A 15,406-nucleotide genomic window follows, 5' to 3' on the forward strand; every position below is an offset into this window, starting at 1 on the left:
GAATTTCATTATTTAGCGTATTGTTCAATCTCTGTTACGGCATCTGTATTGTCGATATCTTCCCATTCCATCGGTTTAACCTTCTCTTGTAAGTACTGGAAGACTACAAACAGCGCAGGAACGATAAAAATCTGGCAAATCATACCGATTAACATACCACCGATAGAAGCTGTACCCAGTGTACGGTTACCGTGAGCACCTACACCGAAGGCAAACATCAACGGAAGCAAACCGACTACCATAGCCAATGATGTCATCAAAATCGGGCGGAGACGGGCACCGGCACCCAATACGGCTGCCCAAGTGATACTCATACCCATCTTACGACGGTCGAGGGCGAACTCTACAATCAAGATGGCATTCTTTGCCAACAGACCCATCAACATGATTAACGCGATCTGCATATAGATATTATTGGACATCGTACCCAGAATCATCTTCAATGCCGAAATATTACCGATAGCACTTACACCGTTCACAAACAGGAAGCTTCCTAACAGACCGAACGGAACGGATAACAATACAGCCAGCGGAAGAATGTAACTTTCGTACTGTGCACTCAACAATAAGTAAACGAATACGAAACAGAGCACAAAAATCAGTCCGGTAGCACTTCCGCTACTTTGAGCCTCTTCACGCGCCATACCTCCTAATTCATACGTATAACCGGTAGGCAGGTTTTCTTGGGCAACCTCGGCGAGGGCAGTCAATGCCTGACCGGATGTATAACCGCTTGCCGGAGCTACCATTACTTTCATAGAGGTATAAAGGTTGAAACGGCTGATAATATCCGGACCATATACTTTCTCCACAGAGATGAACTGGGCAATCGGGGCCATCTCACCTGCACTATTACGCACCTTGATATTCTTCAAAGATTCCAAGCTTTTGCGTGACAATGGATCTGACTGAATCATAACACGATACATCTTACCGAAACGGTTGAAGTTGGATGCGTACAAGCCTCCGTAATATCCTTGCATAGTAGTGAGGATATCGCTCGGGCTGATACCTGCCTTTTTACAAGCTGCTGCATCGATGTCGATCATGTATTGCGGGAAATTCGGGTTGAAGGAAGTCTTTGCCGAATTGATTTCCGGACGTGCTTCCAGTGCTGCCGTATAATCATTAACCACATCGAAGAATTTGTTCAGGTCACCACCGGTCTTATCTTGCATATTTACCTCAATATCCGTAGATGCCGAGTAACCCGGGATCATAGGAGGAGCGAAGAACAATACCTGTGCTTCTTTGATAATCTTTTGTGCACGCATATACAAGGAACCGACTACAACGTCTGAATTCTGTATCATGGAACGTTCGTCCCAGTCTTTCAGTTTGATGATGAAAGAACCATAGGAAGGTCCCTGGCCACCGATAAAGCTGAATCCGGAAATCATGGTACGTGACAATACCGCAGGATCGGAAGCGATCAGACTGTCTACACGTGCCAGGATTTTTTCAGAACGGTCTTGAGAAGTACCCGGAGGCAATGTTACTGCTCCCATCAGCGTTCCGGTATCTTCATTAGGCACCATACCTGTCGGAGTGGTGTTCATGAAGAATACAAGTATCGCAATGGAAGCGACAACTAATCCCATAGACAACCATTTCTTCTGGATAAAGAACAGTACTCGTTTCTTATAACGTTTCAGGATTGATTCGTATGTATCGTTGAATCTGTTTTTAAATTTCTTCGTACTCATTCCGATCAGTGCCAGAATACTAAGCACTACGAAAATTGCAGTAACTATCGGATTGATACTGAACAAACCAAAGATCATGCCGAGAATGGCAATAAGCGTGAAAGTAAGTGTAATTCCCGGATGCAACATCTTTCCGATAGCCTCGGTATATCTGTTGATCATGGTTGTATGGGCTGCCGTATAGGCTACTTTCATACGTTCTTTCAATGTGGAGTCTTCCGTTGTTCCGTCTTCTTTTTTGTGAGGTTTCAGAAGAACGGCACACAAAGCCGGACTCAAAGTCAATGCGTTCAATGCGGACAGACCGATAGCGATAGCCATAGTCATACCGAACTGACGATAGAATGTTCCTGCTGTACCTCCCATGAAACTTACCGGAACGAATACGGCCATCATGACCAGCGTAATAGATACGATAGCACCACCCAATTCATTCATAGCATCGATAGAAGCCAGACGGGCAGATGTATAACCTTGGTCAAGCTTGGCATGCACACCCTCGACGACCACAATCGCATCGTCGACCACAATCGCGATAGCAAGCACGAGCGCACATAACGTCAACAAGTTCAAACTGAATCCTACCAGGGACAGGATGAAGAAAGTACCGATCAGAGCTACCGGAATGGCGATAGTCGGAATCAATGTGGAACGTAAATCCTGCAAGAAGATATACACTACGATAAACACCAGGATAAATGCTTCGATCAACGTCTTCAACACTTCATGGATAGAAGCGAAAAGGAAGTCGTTGGCATTCATGGAGATGTTCAGTTTCAATCCGGTAGGCAACGTTTTTGATGCTTCATCCAACAATGCCTCAATATCACTGATAGTCTGTGTCGCGTTGGTTCCTGCCATCTGGTATACGATACAAGTCACAGACTTGTGTCCGTCTACCCGGTTGGTAAAGTTATATCCCAAGCGGTCCAGCTGAATTTCTGCTATATCTTTCAGACGGAGTACTTCACCGTCAGGAAGAGATTTGATAACGATATTTTCAAACTCTTCAGGCTGTTGCAAGCGTCCTTTATAACGGATGGTGTATTGGAAAGTCTGGTTACTGCGTTCACCGAACTGTCCTGGAGCAGCTTCGACATTCTGTTCTGCCAGAGCAGCGGAAACATCACCGGGAACGAGCTTGTATTGTGCCATGACGTCCGGTCGTAACCAGATACGCATAGAATAATCCTGACCCAAAACGTTGGCGTCACCCACACCCGGTACACGTTGAACTTGAGGAATCAGGTTGATCTTAGCATAGTTTTCAATAAACGATTCGCTATATGTATCTGTCTCGTCATAGAGAGAGAATACTACCAGCATGGAAGTCTGGCGTTTTTGAGTGGTTACACCGACTTTAGTTACTTCGGCTGGCAACAGACCTTGTGCCATAGAAACACGGTTTTGTACATTGACGGCGGCCATGTCCGGGTTTGTTCCTTGTTTGAAATATATGGATATCTCACCGGAACCCGTGTTTGACGCAGTTGAGGTCATATACATCATGTTTTCTACACCGTTGATTTGTTCCTCCAACGGAGCAATCACGGAATTCAATACGGTCGATGCACTGGCTCCCGTATAGGTGGCTCTTACCGAAACGGTAGGAGGCGCGATGTCCGGATACTGCGTGATAGGCAGTGTCGCCAATCCGATAGCCCCCAGGATGACTATCAGGATAGAAATAACGGTTGATAGTACCGGACGGTTAATAAATCTATCTAATTTCATAATGATTATCTGATTATTAGTTGAAGGCTGTGGCTAAATTACCGTCGTGTTGGTCTTTCAAATGTTGTTGATAGTTTGCTTCTTTTTGCGCCGGTGTGATAGGCTGAACCTTCTGACCGTCTTTCAGGTTTTGTACTCCTTCGATTACGATTTTATCTCCTGAATTCAAACCGGAAGTAACCAAGTACTCTTTTCCGTTATCCAGATTGAAGATTTTGATTTCTGTATATTTTACCGTGTTGTCCGGTTGCAAAACATAAACGAACTTCTTATCCTGGATTTCTACTGTTGCAGACTGCGGTATAGTGATTACATTCTCCATGGTATAAGGAATCAGGACGTTTGCAGTACCTCCACTACGCAATACATGTTCCTTATTCGGGAAGATAGCACGGATGCTTACCGAACCGGTAGATTGGTCGATAACACCTGTGATAGCATCTACTTTACCCTCTATATCGTATGTGGAACCATCAATTAATTGCAGTTTGATAGTCGGTATTTTGCTGATTTCTTCTTTGATGGTGCTACCGGACTTGGTCATTGCCAGCAATTCCTTTTCTGTCATTGAGAAGTATACATATACTTCGTCAATCTCGGAAACAGTAGTCATCGGTGTAGCGATAGAAGGACTTACCAATGCTCCTACACGATAAGGGATATTGTTGATAACGCCATCTGACGGACTTTTAACCTGTGTGAATGACAAGTTTTGTTGAGCAGTGGTCAGTTGCGCTTTTGCTTGTGCCAACTGGGCTTTGGTCTGTGCCAGGGAATTTTCTGCCATTGCCAGGTCATAGTCACTGATGATTTGCTTTTTGTTCAATTCTTTCTTATTGTCATACGTCATCTGTTGAGTACTCACTGCTGCTTCTGCTGTAGCCACTGCTGCTTTGGCAGTGCGTACAGCTGCTTCGTATTGAGTCGGATCAACAATGAACAACACTTGTCCTTTACGGACAGCTGCTCCTTCGTCTACACAGAGTTTCGTGATGAAGCCCGATACTTGGGGGCGGATTTCTACATCTTGTTTTCCTTTAATTGTAGCCGGATAGGCAGTTGTTAAATTAGCAGTCGTTTTTTGTAACTCTTGTACTGCATATTCAGGAACCTTTCCTGTGTCATTGCCCTTATTGCCACAACTAGACAAGAGGGCTACGCAAAATGCAAATAAAACAATTCTACTTTTCATACTTATAAATATCTGTTTTTTAATTTAATGCGTTTGTTGCCAGTGTGCTGTTCATCCATATAGATAAGGGGGTTAAGGAAGAAAAACCGGAAACTAAATTAAGGAATTTAGTTTCCGGTTGCAAAAGTACTTTAAATTCGGTATTCTTGTTCTCTGATACCGTGTTTTTTAACTATGTTTTTTACTTTATTTTATGATATACAGGAGTCATAATAAAACTTAACTCATAATCCTGATAAGGAAGACGATATTTTTCCAGTGCAATAGCTCCCCAACTGTTGACACAGGCAAGTCCGGTTTGTGCCTTGTCGATACAGAAGTTGGTGAAGTCTGCCTTTTCTACTTCCGGTGAGTGACGCTGGTCTTTGCCGTCGCCGTCATCCAATGACTCGATGGTGTAATTCAGGGCAGAAGCGGAGAAAGGAGCACTCGATACGAATTGCAGTCCGTTGCCACTGATGTTCAGAAGTCTCCACCAGCGGATATCCGTTTTTGTTCCGGTTTCCTGCGGGCGGATGTAAGGATAGAATTGTTCTTCCACTGTCTGGCGATATTTTCCTAACATTGCCGCGTGGTTGCGGTCGGCATAGTTTTCTCCCGGACCACGGCCGTAATATTCTATCTCGTTGAAGTTGACCGGCATACGCATTTGCATACCGAAACGGAACATGTCAGAAACTTTCTTGCTCTTGTCTGCCGCCATCTTTTGGGTAACTTTCACTGCTCCCTTGTTGTTAATGGTGTAAGTCAGCGATAATGTTCCGCCAATCGACTTCATGTCATATTCGGCACGAACCACTGCCTGATCGTTTTCAATAGCATGTTTCAGAGAAGTCAGTTTCAGTTCCGGATTCTTCCAGGCGGCATATTTGTGTTGCAGTCCGGCTCCGAAGTCATTGTCGGTCGGTGCACGCCAGAAGTTAGGAGTCAGTGCGCTGCCATCTTCCATCAGTTGCATGCCGTTGACGTCGTAACGGCAGAGATAACCATTGTGTTTGTTGAAATCCATAGAGAAGTTTTCACCTTTCACAATCAGGAAGTTGCGGTCGTTGTCCAAAATGGTGGGCACGATGACCGGAAGGTTAGATGCCTGTTGGTTTTCCAGTTTCAGTTCCGGTGCTTTGTAGTCACGGATGCTTAGTTGGTCGTAAGCGATGGTGGTTCCGGCCGGCAGCAGTGTTTCGGCGGCTTTCAGTTTGTAGCTCACGTTGAGCAGCAGTTCTTTGCAAGGACAGATGTTCTTTGTGTCAAATGGAATTTGCACTTTCACAGTTTGTTGGGGCGCTACTTTCAGGTCGGATACGATGCCTGTTTGCACTACTTCTCCGTTTGCCAGTAATTGCCATTCCATGTAATAAGCAGATAAGTCGCGGAAGAAATACTCGTTGAAGATGTTGATTTCGCCTTTGGCAAGATCAGCAGGAGTCGTCCATATATCCTGATAGAAATAAGCTACTTCGTATGCATGCGGATTGGGTACGCGGTCGGGGCTAATCAAACCGTTGTCGTTGAAGTTATTATCCGAAGCGTCGTATTTGTTGAAGTCGCCGCCATAGCCGTAGATGCTTACTCCGTCTTTGTTTTTCCAGTGGCAGGACTGGTCTACGAAGTCCCAGATAAATCCGCCCTGATATTTTGGATATTTGCGGATGATGTCCCAGTATTCTTTGAATCCGCCTTCGGAGTTACCCATAGCGTGCGCGTATTCACATTGGATTAACGGCTTTTGGATATTTCCTTCGCTATATTTGATACAAGCGTCGTAGTCATAGTACATCGGGCAGAAAATATCGGTGAATTCGCTGGTTCCTGCTTGTTCGTACTGTACGGCACGTGTCTTGTCTTCATTCTTAATCCAAGTGTAGCATTTCTCAAAGTTTGGTCCCATGCCGGCTTCATTACCCAATGACCAGAAGATGATGGACGGATGGTTGTAACCACGTTGTACGTTGCGTTGGTTACGTTCCATGTGGGCTTTGGCGTAGATTGGGTTCTTTGCCAGTGTCTGGTCGCCGTAGCCCATTCCGTGAGATTCTACGTTTGCCTCGGCTACTACATATAAGCCGTATTGGTCGCACAGGTCATACCAACGGTTGTCGTCCGGGTAATGGCAGGTACGCACGGCGTTGATATTGAGTTCTTTCATCACTTTGATATCTTGCAGCATACGTTCGGTAGAAACCACATAACCGCCGTCCGGGTCCATTTCGTGACGGTCGGCTCCTTTGAAGAGTACCGGTTGTCCGTTTACGAGTATCTGTCCGCCTTTCAATTCAATCTTGCGGAAACCTACTTTAACAGGGATTACTTCTACTACGTTGTTGCCGTTTTTCAGTGTAGCGGTCAGTGTGTAGAGATTAGGTGTTTCAGCAGTCCATTTTGCCGGATTGGAGACGGATAGAATCGTGTTTAATTTGCCCGAACCTTTCAGGTCGGCAGTCGCTACGCTGTTGCCTTGAACATCTGTCAAGTCCAAAGCTACTGTGCCGCTTCCTTTCAGGTCAACGGCTATATTCAATGTACCGTCTTTATATTGGCTGTCCAAATCGGGAGTGATGCGAATGTTCTGGATGTATTTCTTGTCGCGTGCGTAAAGATAACAGTCGCGTCCTACGCCGGAGTAGCGGAAGAAGTCCTGATCTTCCAGATAACTACCGTCGCACCAGCGGAAAACTTGAAAGGCGATGACGTTCTTACCCGGTTTCAGGTAGTTAGTCAGATTGAATTCAGCTTCCAGTTTGCTGTCTTCGCTATATCCTACGTAGCGTCCGTTCACCCAAAGGTACATATTGGACGTTACCGAGCCGAAATGTGCGAAAATTTCTTTGCCTTTCCAGTCGGCAGGAAGGATGATTTCTTTGCGGTAAGAGCCTACGTGGTTGTTTTCTGTCGGCACTAGCGGAGGGTTGTTTTTGAATTGGCTTCTCCAGGCATATCCTACGTTGACATAGATAGGGTCACCGTAGCCGTTCAACTCCCAAACGCCGGGAACTTGAAGGTCATCCCAACCTTTGTCGTTGAAATTAGTCTGATAAAAGTCAGTCGGGCGCGCGTCTGCGTGTCTTACCCAGTTGAATTTCCAAAGACCGTTCAGGGTCATGAAATTCGCGGAATTTTCTTTAATGCCGGCTTTAGCTTCATCAGCCGATGCGAAAGCAAAGTAATTAGTGTGCATAGCGGAGCGGTTTACGGAATTCACTTCCGGGTCTTTCCACTCGTTGAAGCTTTGCGCTTGAATTGCTGTCAGTCCCAATGCAGCCAAGCAGCAAGAGAGTAGTTGTTTCTTCATGGGTTTTTTGTATTAGGTTTGAATTTCTGGAGTCAAAGATAGGGAATATTTTATTCAGTGACGGTCAAAAAATCATTCAATTAAGGCTAGTTTTTAATAAATTAGCTAGAAAATAGAGTATTTTACTTACTCTAATCAGTAAAAACGTGAGATACAGCTTTCCTCCGCGGGGGAAAGGTATCTCACGTTAATAAAAATTGGCTGTTACATTAGTCAGCTCTTATACGCTGTTTGTACGTAGACTTGCGTATAGCTACTACATATATAGATATGATTCATACGTTATGCGGCAGGATCGGGAGCTTCACCGCTACCGCCTTCGTCCGGATTTTCCGGTTTATTTCCCCCTCCGTTTCCGGAAGAGGTGCCGCCGTTTCCTTCCGTTTTGTAAATACTCACATTATCCAGCATATCCTTAAATTTATATCCCGGCGTAAATACAATTTTCACTCGACGAACGGTATCGGCATCTACATCTTTTTCCTCTTTCTGGCTTTTGCAACTCATGCCCGGACGGAAACATCCGAAGTCACCTAATTGCACAGACAATCCTTTGTTTAGGTTCGTGTTCAACGCATCAATCAGTGCGTCAATCACGTGTTTCACTGCGCCTTCGGGAATCATACCGAACATGGATACTTCCTTGCATAAATCTCTGAAATTTACCGTATTGGTAATTACATTCTGTGCTACATACTTTTCAGTCTTTGTTTGGTCAAAGCCGAAAACTCTTTTCTTGACAACATACTTTAATGCCATAGTCTTTCTTTTTTAATAGTTAGTTAATCTGTTTTATTGTTGTTTTGTGATCACGATGCAAAGATATGGTTTCCGAAATTCATGACCAAGCTGAAAAAGAATTGTGCGTTAATAAATTAGTTAATAAGTAGAGTGTTGCTTTACTGGGGATTTTATGTAAAAAGATTTGGCGGAAAGATAGAAGAAGAGGATGCTGATTGAGATATTGGGGTATCAAGTGTGGGGAAGGCATCCTCTTCGAAGATAGAAAGAAAGGACTACTTGCACAAGCAATCTTTTTTTGCTGTGTTATATAATACTTTTGACTGAAATTTATCCCTTTTACCAATATAATGCTTACCTTTGCTAAAAACGTATTCTTATGGAACAGAAAGACAAATATATTCGTTTTGACTGGGCAATCAAGCGCCTTTTACGTAATAAGGCTAACTTTGGCGTGCTTGAAGGTTTCCTCACAGTATTATTAGGTGAGGAGATTCATATTCTTGAAATTTTAGAAAGTGAAGGTAATCAGCAACGGGAAGATGATAAATTTAATCGTGTTGATATTAAAGCCCGTAATAGTAAAGATGAAATAGTTCTTGTCGAAGTTCAAAATACTCGTGAACTCTATTATCTGGAACGAATCCTGTATGGAGTAGCTAAGACTATTACCGAACATATCGATTTGGGTGAAATCTACTCTAACGTAAAGAAAGTATATTCTATCAGTATTCTTTATTTTGACATTGGACAAGGAAGTGATTACCTTTATCATGGACAGAATACATTTTTAGGTGTACACACGGGCGATCATCTGAAAGTTACTACCAAAGAACAGGGAGCTATTGTTCGTAAGTTGCCTGCTGAAATCTTTCCAGAATATTTCCTTATCCGTGTGAATGAGTTTAATAAAGTAGCTGTTACTCCTCTGGAAGAATGGATCGAATATCTGAAGACAGGGTGCATACGTCCCGATACAAAGGCACCCGGACTTGAAGAGGCTCGTAAGAAACTGGTTTATTATAATATGGATAAGGCTGAAAAGCTGGCATACGATCGCCATATAGATGCGGTAATGATACAGAATGATGTGTTGAGTACTGCTAAATTAGAAGGGCATGAAGAAGGACACCAGCTTGGACTTGAAGAAGGACGACAACGAGGACTTGAGGAAGGCATTGAAAAAGGTATTGAGCAAGGTATTGAGCAAGGCATTGAGCGAGGTATAGAAAAAGGAATCGAAAAAGAAAAAACAATCACTGCCCGTAAGTTGAAATCTCTCAATATCTCTGTTGATACTATTATGCAGGTTACAGGATTCTCTGCTGAAGAAATAGAGAAACTCTAATTGTTTTTTGCTATTTTTTAATTTAGGAACTCCTCTTTCTATGAATATATTAAAAGAATTCTGCACTGAACAATTGTTTTTTGTCCAGTGCGGAATTTTTGGTCATTCCGCTAAATAATTCTAATTTATTCTTCAGCTTTCTTTGCGTAAACCACCAGTTTGCCTGCTCCATAACGGATCAATAATCCACGTTCGATAAAGATATTTAACTCATTGATCGCCCGTTGTTTGTCATGTCCTGTCATTCGGCAATAATCTGCACGGGTCAGGCAGGGAAATCGTTGGAGGTGTTCATTGATTAGCTTCAGACATTCTTCTTCATTGCGTCCTTTCCCGTGAGGGCGGGTGAACGATGCTCCGCGCTCCGGTCTCATTTGTTGGCCCACTTCTTTCTTGAACTGTTTGCCTGCCCTGAAATTGATATTTTTCAAGCTGATGGATTGTGCATGTACATCTTTCTTTTTCATTACGGGAGGTCCTTGTAGAGATACGGAAAAATATCCGATGTCACCCAGTTCTACAATCCATCCGTTTGCAAGCAAATCTCGCAATTCATTTTGGAAAGACTGCATGGCACCTACCAGTAGGCTACGGCTTATTCCGGTGAATTTGTGAACACGATCCAGAAATTCTTCCTGATCGATCGTCCCGTTGAAAACAACACGGGGATGAAGCGGTTGTTCTTCGCCTTTCTTCTGAATGTCGGGCGTGTCGTAAAGGTCGTAATGTATACTCATAATCAGAATTGTTTTATATCGGCACTTTTATCTATCCGATTGCCTGCGCGGATTTGTTTCATTCGTTATTCTTACTTCGTTTGACTATAGTTTCCCTTTCGTATGACTATAGTTATACGAAAGGGAGACTGTAGTTATCTTTGCGTATAACTATAGTTAAACGAAAAAAGATTAGGCAACAAAGGTAATCTCTTTAAGCAATAAAACTAATTATATTAGCAGGAAAAAAATAAAAACGTCGCAAATATTGTTTATTACCTTAAGTCACCCTTTCCTTTTTTAATAAATTAGCTAGAAAGTGTGGTGTTTATTGAATAAGAACGCTTATTTTTGCAGCATGTTACAATTTGAGAATCAAAAGATAAAACAAATAGTTCGCAAGGTGCTTCCGGTAGTAACGCTGGGGGCGATGTTATATTCCTGCGCCAGTATTGGACGTCCGGACGGTGGACCATACGATGAGACGCCGCCCCGTTTCATCGGTAGCACTCCGGAGGCGGGGGCTTTGAATAATAAAAGGACTAAAGTCTCTTTGATGTTCGACGAGTTTATTAAGCTGGAGAAAGCGACCGAGAAAGTCGTTGTTTCCCCTCCCCAGATACAGCAACCGGAAATCAAGGCTTCCGGCAAGAGAATACAAGTCAACCTGCTCGACTCTCTGAAACCTAACACGACCTACACGATTGACTTCTCGGATGCAATTGTCGACAATAATGAAGGTAATCCGTTGGGTAACTTTGCATTTACGTTCTCTACCGGTACGGAAATCGATACGATGGAAGTAGCAGGAACGATGCTCGATGCCTCTAACCTGGAGCCTATTAAAGGTATGCTTGTCGGACTACATTCCAACCTGAACGATTCGGCTTTCAACAAATTGCCTTTCGACCGTGTGGCACGTACAGACAGCCGTGGACGTTTCTCCATCCGTGGTGTAGCTCCCGGCAAATATCGCATCTATGGATTGATGGATGCCGACCAGAATTTTACCTTCAACCAGAAGAGTGAGATGATCGCTTTCCACGATTCGTTGATTATCCCCCGCATGGAAGAACGCATCCGCATGGATACGGCTTGGGTGGACTCATTGACTTACGACACGATTGTTGAGAAGAAATATATGCATTATTTGCCGGATGATGTCATTCTCCGTGCTTTTAAAGAGCTCAACTATTCGCAATATCTTATCAAGTCGGAAAGACTGGTTCCTCAAAAGTTCACTTTCTATTTTGCCGGTAAGGCGGACACTTTGCCTGTCTTGAAAGGTTTGAACTTCGATGAAAAGGATGCTTTTGTCATCGAAAAGAATCAGCGGAACGATACGATCCATTATTGGGTGAAAGATTCTCTGCTCTTCAAGCAGGATACGCTGGCCATGAGTCTGACTTATCTTTATACAGATACTTTGAATCAGCTAGTGCCCCGTACAGATACGCTGAACCTCGTTTCGAAACAGAAATATAAGAAAGAGGAGCCGGATAAGGACAAAAAGAAAAAGAAGAAAAAGAAAGGGGAAGAGGATGAACCCGAACCGACGAAATTCTTGCCGGTGAATGTCAATGCCCCTTCGTCAATGGATGTATATGGATCTATTTCTTTGAATTTTGAAGAACCGATAGCCAGTTATGACACTGCCGCCATACATCTGCGGCAAAAAGTAGATACGCTTTGGAAAGATATACCATTCGAATTTGAGCAGGATTCAGTGAATCTGAAGAAGTTTAATCTGTATTATGACTGGGAACCGACATTGGAATATGAATTCTCGGTAGACTCGACTGCCTTCCACGGAATATACGGATTATTTACCGATAAGATAAAACAAGGATTCAAGGTGCGTAGTGAAGATGAATATTTCACGCTTCATTTCAATGTGACGGGAGCGGATTCACTGGCCTTTGTCGAATTGCTTGACGCCCAGGACAAAGTGGTCCGTAAGCGGAGAGTGGAAGAGGACGGAATGGTCGATTTCTACTTCCTGAATCCGGGAAAATATGCAGCCCGACTAATCAATGACACAAATGGAAATGGTGAATGGGACACGGGAGACTTTGCTAAAGGCATCCAGCCGGAGGCTGTTTACTACTATCCGACGATATTGGAATATAAAGCGTTGTGGGATGTGACCCAACCGTGGGATATTCATGCGACTCCTGTGGATAAGCAGAAACCGGACGAACTTAAAAAACAAAAACCAGATGAAGACAAGAAAAAGAAAGATAGGGATCGAAATAATCAGAACCGCCGTCGTTGATGCTCGACGTAACCTTATTATTGGATTGGTGGCATTACTGACGGGAATCTTCGCCCTCCCTGCCAGTGCCCAATGTGAAGCGAAGAATGATGCGTTTCAATCCGGCGAACATGTAATGTATGATTTATACTTCAACTGGAAGTTTGTTTGGGTGAAAGCCGGACTCGCCAGTCTGACAACGAATGCGACTACTTATCATTCGCAACCAGCCTATCGGATCAACCTGCTTGCTTTAGGTAGCAAACGGGCAGACTTCTTTTTCAAGATGCGCGATACGCTGACTTGTGTGATCGGTGAAAAACTGGAACCGCGCTATTTCCGCAAAGGTGCCGAAGAGGGAAAACGTTACACGGTCGATGAGGCTTGGTTTTCTTATAAGGACGGTCTTTGCCTCGTAAATCAGAAACGTACTTACCGGGATGGGGCGTTTGATGAATCTGAAGCTAGCGATAGCCGTTGTATATACGATATGTTGAGCATTCTGGCACAGGCACGTTCTTACGACCCTGCAGATTATAAGGTGGGAGACAAAATTAAGTTCCCGATGGCTACGGGCCGTAAAGTGGAAGAGCAAACGCTTATCTACCGTGGGAAAGAAAATGTAAAAGCGGAGAATGGAGTTACTTACCGTTGCCTGATCTTCTCATTGGTAGAATATGATAAGAAAGGAAAAGAAAAGGAGGTGATTACTTTCTTTGTAACGGATGACTTGAACCATCTTCCTGTCCGCCTGGATTTATTCCTGAACTTCGGTTCGGCAAAAGCATTCCTGAATAATGTGACGGGTAACCGGCATCCGCTGACTTCTATCGTTAAATAGATATAGAGAAAAAACAGAGAGAGCTGAAGGAGGCACCTTTGCTGGTCGTTTTCAGCTCTCTCTGTTTTTTATTCCTGAATTTCAAATGGTACTTTCTGATCTTTCCGGAACACGCTAGATTCAAAAGTAGCAATCAACTCTTCGTTTTGGTTTGTTATATCTACCTGATAGTACCCTGTGCTTCGGCCGATATAGCGTTCACGTGCTTCGGCATAAAGAGTGTCTCCGGGCCCGCTGGCGCGTAGAAAAGTAATAGTGGACGAGAGAGAGAAAGCTAGCGTGCCGTGCGAGTTGGCTGCTGCGGCAAGCGCCAGATCTGCTAACGTGAAGATTGCTCCTCCTTGTGTGCGGGCACCTGCATTAAGATGTTCAGGTTTTATTTCTAATTTGGCTTTACTGTAACCTTTGCGTATTTCCAGTAATACTACACCTGTGTTTTCAGCAAATAGATCGTTCTTAAAAAACTCTTGTGCGGTCATGATATTTATTTTTGAAGATTCTTTAATCGTTTCTTATTTTTTTAATGAATAGACATATATCTTATCTTTCTCTATTGAGTAGCTAAATTTATTTGTTTCGGACATAATATCCAATATTTTCTCCAAGTTATTTGTTTCTATAATAAAACTTCCGTGGAAAATCAAATTTTTGAGCTGCTCTGATTCAAATGCGAATGTCACATCAAACTGGCGTTCCAACTCTTTAGAAATGATCGACATGGGAACCTCATCCCAAAAAACTCTGCAGTTGATCCACTGTTCTGCATAATCAGCGCTCTCGGTCAGTTTATAAGTTTGGTCAAGTTTGTTAACTATCATTGTTTGATTAGGTTTCATTATAAACTCTTTATTGATGCATGATAGGGCAATGGAACCCTCTAAGAGTGATACCTTTACATAATTTTCATCGCTGTAATTTTTTATGTCAAACTTGGTGCCCAGTACCTTGATCTGTGCAGAGTCTGTTTGTACAACAAATGGATGCTCTCCATGCTCTACTTCAAAATACCCTTCACCTTCCAGTCGGACATTGCGATTCTTCCGACCAAAACTCTCTGAGTAAGAAAGTCTGGAATCTGCGTTTAACCACACGGTAGAACCGTCAGGAAGCTTCATTTTTAATTTCGATTTTCTTGGAGCGTATACTTCGGAAATCAAAGAATCATCCGGTGTTGTAAAATTGTTAATTATAAGAGGGGTGGTAAACAGTAATATAATGATTGCCGCTGCGTAACCCGCATACCTCACAAATAAGTTTTTTCTTACCTTTCTTGTCCCGGCAATCTTATGTTTGCGGATTCGTTTCGCAAATCTGTTATAGGCTTGTTCTTCGTGTACAGATACATTTTTATACTCGGCAGACAGAAGCCAGATTCGTTTCTGCTGTTCAAAATATTTCTGATTCTCCGGATCGGAGTATATCCATTCGTTCAACTTATGTAAGTCCTCTTTAGCGATACTTCCCGAGAGGAAATCATATATCAGTTTATCAAATTCTTCTTTCATACCATCTTAAACTTAATATCTATTGAAAATCATATACCTGCGCTATCATCAGGACAGTTTGTCAATAGAAGAAGTATAGT

General features: G+C 43.2%; 10 protein-coding genes. 3 read left to right on the forward strand and 7 right to left on the reverse strand.

Features of this window, described 5'->3' with window-relative positions; all coding sequences use genetic code 11:
• Window positions 1-8: 8 nt before the first annotated feature.
• The 4 genes from HMPREF9009_RS04700 to HMPREF9009_RS04715 form a co-directional block, all read right to left on the reverse strand.
• The gene (locus HMPREF9009_RS04700) at window positions 9-3,440 is read right to left on the reverse strand and encodes an efflux RND transporter permease subunit (protein ID WP_049701575.1); all 3,432 of its coding nucleotides are present in this window, start codon (window positions 3,438-3,440) and stop codon (window positions 9-11) included.
• Between the two features lie 16 nt (window positions 3,441-3,456).
• A complete protein-coding gene (locus HMPREF9009_RS04705; protein ID WP_004316811.1) occupies window positions 3,457-4,632 on the reverse strand; it encodes an efflux RND transporter periplasmic adaptor subunit in 1,176 nt (391 codons plus the stop codon).
• A gap of 181 nt (window positions 4,633-4,813) precedes the next feature.
• A complete protein-coding gene (locus HMPREF9009_RS04710; protein WP_049701576.1) occupies window positions 4,814-7,921 on the reverse strand; it encodes a glycoside hydrolase family 2 TIM barrel-domain containing protein in 3,108 nt (1,035 codons plus the stop codon).
• 282 nt (window positions 7,922-8,203) lie between these two features.
• Window positions 8,204-8,680: an HU family DNA-binding protein gene (locus HMPREF9009_RS04715; RefSeq protein ID WP_049701577.1), complete on the reverse strand. Its 477-nt coding sequence runs from the start codon at window positions 8,678-8,680 to the stop codon at window positions 8,204-8,206.
• A gap of 361 nt (window positions 8,681-9,041) precedes the next feature.
• Between HMPREF9009_RS04715 and HMPREF9009_RS04720 the strand changes: the two genes are divergently transcribed.
• Window positions 9,042-10,010 (forward strand): Rpn family recombination-promoting nuclease/putative transposase, encoded by a 969-nt coding sequence (locus tag HMPREF9009_RS04720; protein WP_049701578.1) that lies wholly within the window; start codon window positions 9,042-9,044, stop codon window positions 10,008-10,010.
• 125 nt (window positions 10,011-10,135) lie between these two features.
• Here the strand turns inward: HMPREF9009_RS04720 and HMPREF9009_RS04725 are convergent, their stop codons facing one another.
• Window positions 10,136-10,747: an HU family DNA-binding protein gene (locus tag HMPREF9009_RS04725; protein WP_049701579.1), complete on the reverse strand. Its 612-nt coding sequence runs from the start codon at window positions 10,745-10,747 to the stop codon at window positions 10,136-10,138.
• A gap of 337 nt (window positions 10,748-11,084) precedes the next feature.
• Here HMPREF9009_RS04725 and HMPREF9009_RS04730 point away from each other — a divergent pair, with 337 nt between their 5' ends.
• Together HMPREF9009_RS04730 and HMPREF9009_RS04735 are read left to right on the forward strand one after the other, a co-directional pair.
• Window positions 11,085-13,001, forward strand: coding sequence for an Ig-like domain-containing protein (locus tag HMPREF9009_RS04730; protein ID WP_049701580.1), 1,917 nt, complete (start codon window positions 11,085-11,087; stop codon window positions 12,999-13,001).
• Complete coding sequence (locus HMPREF9009_RS04735) at window positions 12,946-13,821, forward strand: DUF3108 domain-containing protein (RefSeq protein WP_008770449.1); 876 nt, start codon at window positions 12,946-12,948, stop codon at window positions 13,819-13,821. The genes HMPREF9009_RS04730 and HMPREF9009_RS04735 overlap by 56 nt, the downstream gene beginning before the upstream one ends.
• 68 nt (window positions 13,822-13,889) lie before the next feature.
• Here HMPREF9009_RS04735 and HMPREF9009_RS04740 read toward each other — a convergent pair whose 3' ends face one another.
• Both HMPREF9009_RS04740 and HMPREF9009_RS04745 read right to left on the reverse strand, forming a co-directional pair.
• Window positions 13,890-14,300 (reverse strand): PaaI family thioesterase, encoded by a 411-nt coding sequence (locus tag HMPREF9009_RS04740; RefSeq protein WP_008023972.1) that lies wholly within the window; start codon window positions 14,298-14,300, stop codon window positions 13,890-13,892.
• Between the two features lie 33 nt (window positions 14,301-14,333).
• A complete protein-coding gene (locus tag HMPREF9009_RS04745) occupies window positions 14,334-15,326 on the reverse strand; it encodes a FecR family protein (protein ID WP_008023974.1) in 993 nt (330 codons plus the stop codon).
• Window positions 15,327-15,406: the final 80 nt, after the last annotated feature.

This window comes from Bacteroides sp. 3_1_13 (genome assembly GCF_001185845.1).
Classification (GTDB): domain Bacteria; phylum Bacteroidota; class Bacteroidia; order Bacteroidales; family Bacteroidaceae; genus Bacteroides; species Bacteroides xylanisolvens.

Bases quoted from the DNA above. Each gene is read 5' to 3' on its own strand.
- HMPREF9009_RS04700 (WP_049701575.1), bottom strand. From the start codon at position 3,440: ATGAAATTAGATAGATTTATTAACCGTCCGGTACTATCAACCGTTATT.
- HMPREF9009_RS04705 (WP_004316811.1), bottom strand. From the start codon at position 4,632: ATGAAAAGTAGAATTGTTTTATTTGCATTTTGCGTAGCCCTCTTGTCT.
- HMPREF9009_RS04710 (WP_049701576.1), bottom strand. From the start codon at position 7,921: ATGAAGAAACAACTACTCTCTTGCTGCTTGGCTGCATTGGGACTGACA.
- HMPREF9009_RS04715 (WP_049701577.1), bottom strand. From the start codon at position 8,680: ATGGCATTAAAGTATGTTGTCAAGAAAAGAGTTTTCGGCTTTGACCAA.
- HMPREF9009_RS04720 (WP_049701578.1), top strand. From the start codon at position 9,042: ATGGAACAGAAAGACAAATATATTCGTTTTGACTGGGCAATCAAGCGC.
- HMPREF9009_RS04725 (WP_049701579.1), bottom strand. From the start codon at position 10,747: ATGAGTATACATTACGACCTTTACGACACGCCCGACATTCAGAAGAAA.
- HMPREF9009_RS04730 (WP_049701580.1), top strand. From the start codon at position 11,085: ATGTTACAATTTGAGAATCAAAAGATAAAACAAATAGTTCGCAAGGTG.
- HMPREF9009_RS04735 (WP_008770449.1), top strand. From the start codon at position 12,946: ATGAAGACAAGAAAAAGAAAGATAGGGATCGAAATAATCAGAACCGCC.
- HMPREF9009_RS04740 (WP_008023972.1), bottom strand. From the start codon at position 14,300: ATGACCGCACAAGAGTTTTTTAAGAACGATCTATTTGCTGAAAACACA.
- HMPREF9009_RS04745 (WP_008023974.1), bottom strand. From the start codon at position 15,326: ATGAAAGAAGAATTTGATAAACTGATATATGATTTCCTCTCGGGAAGT.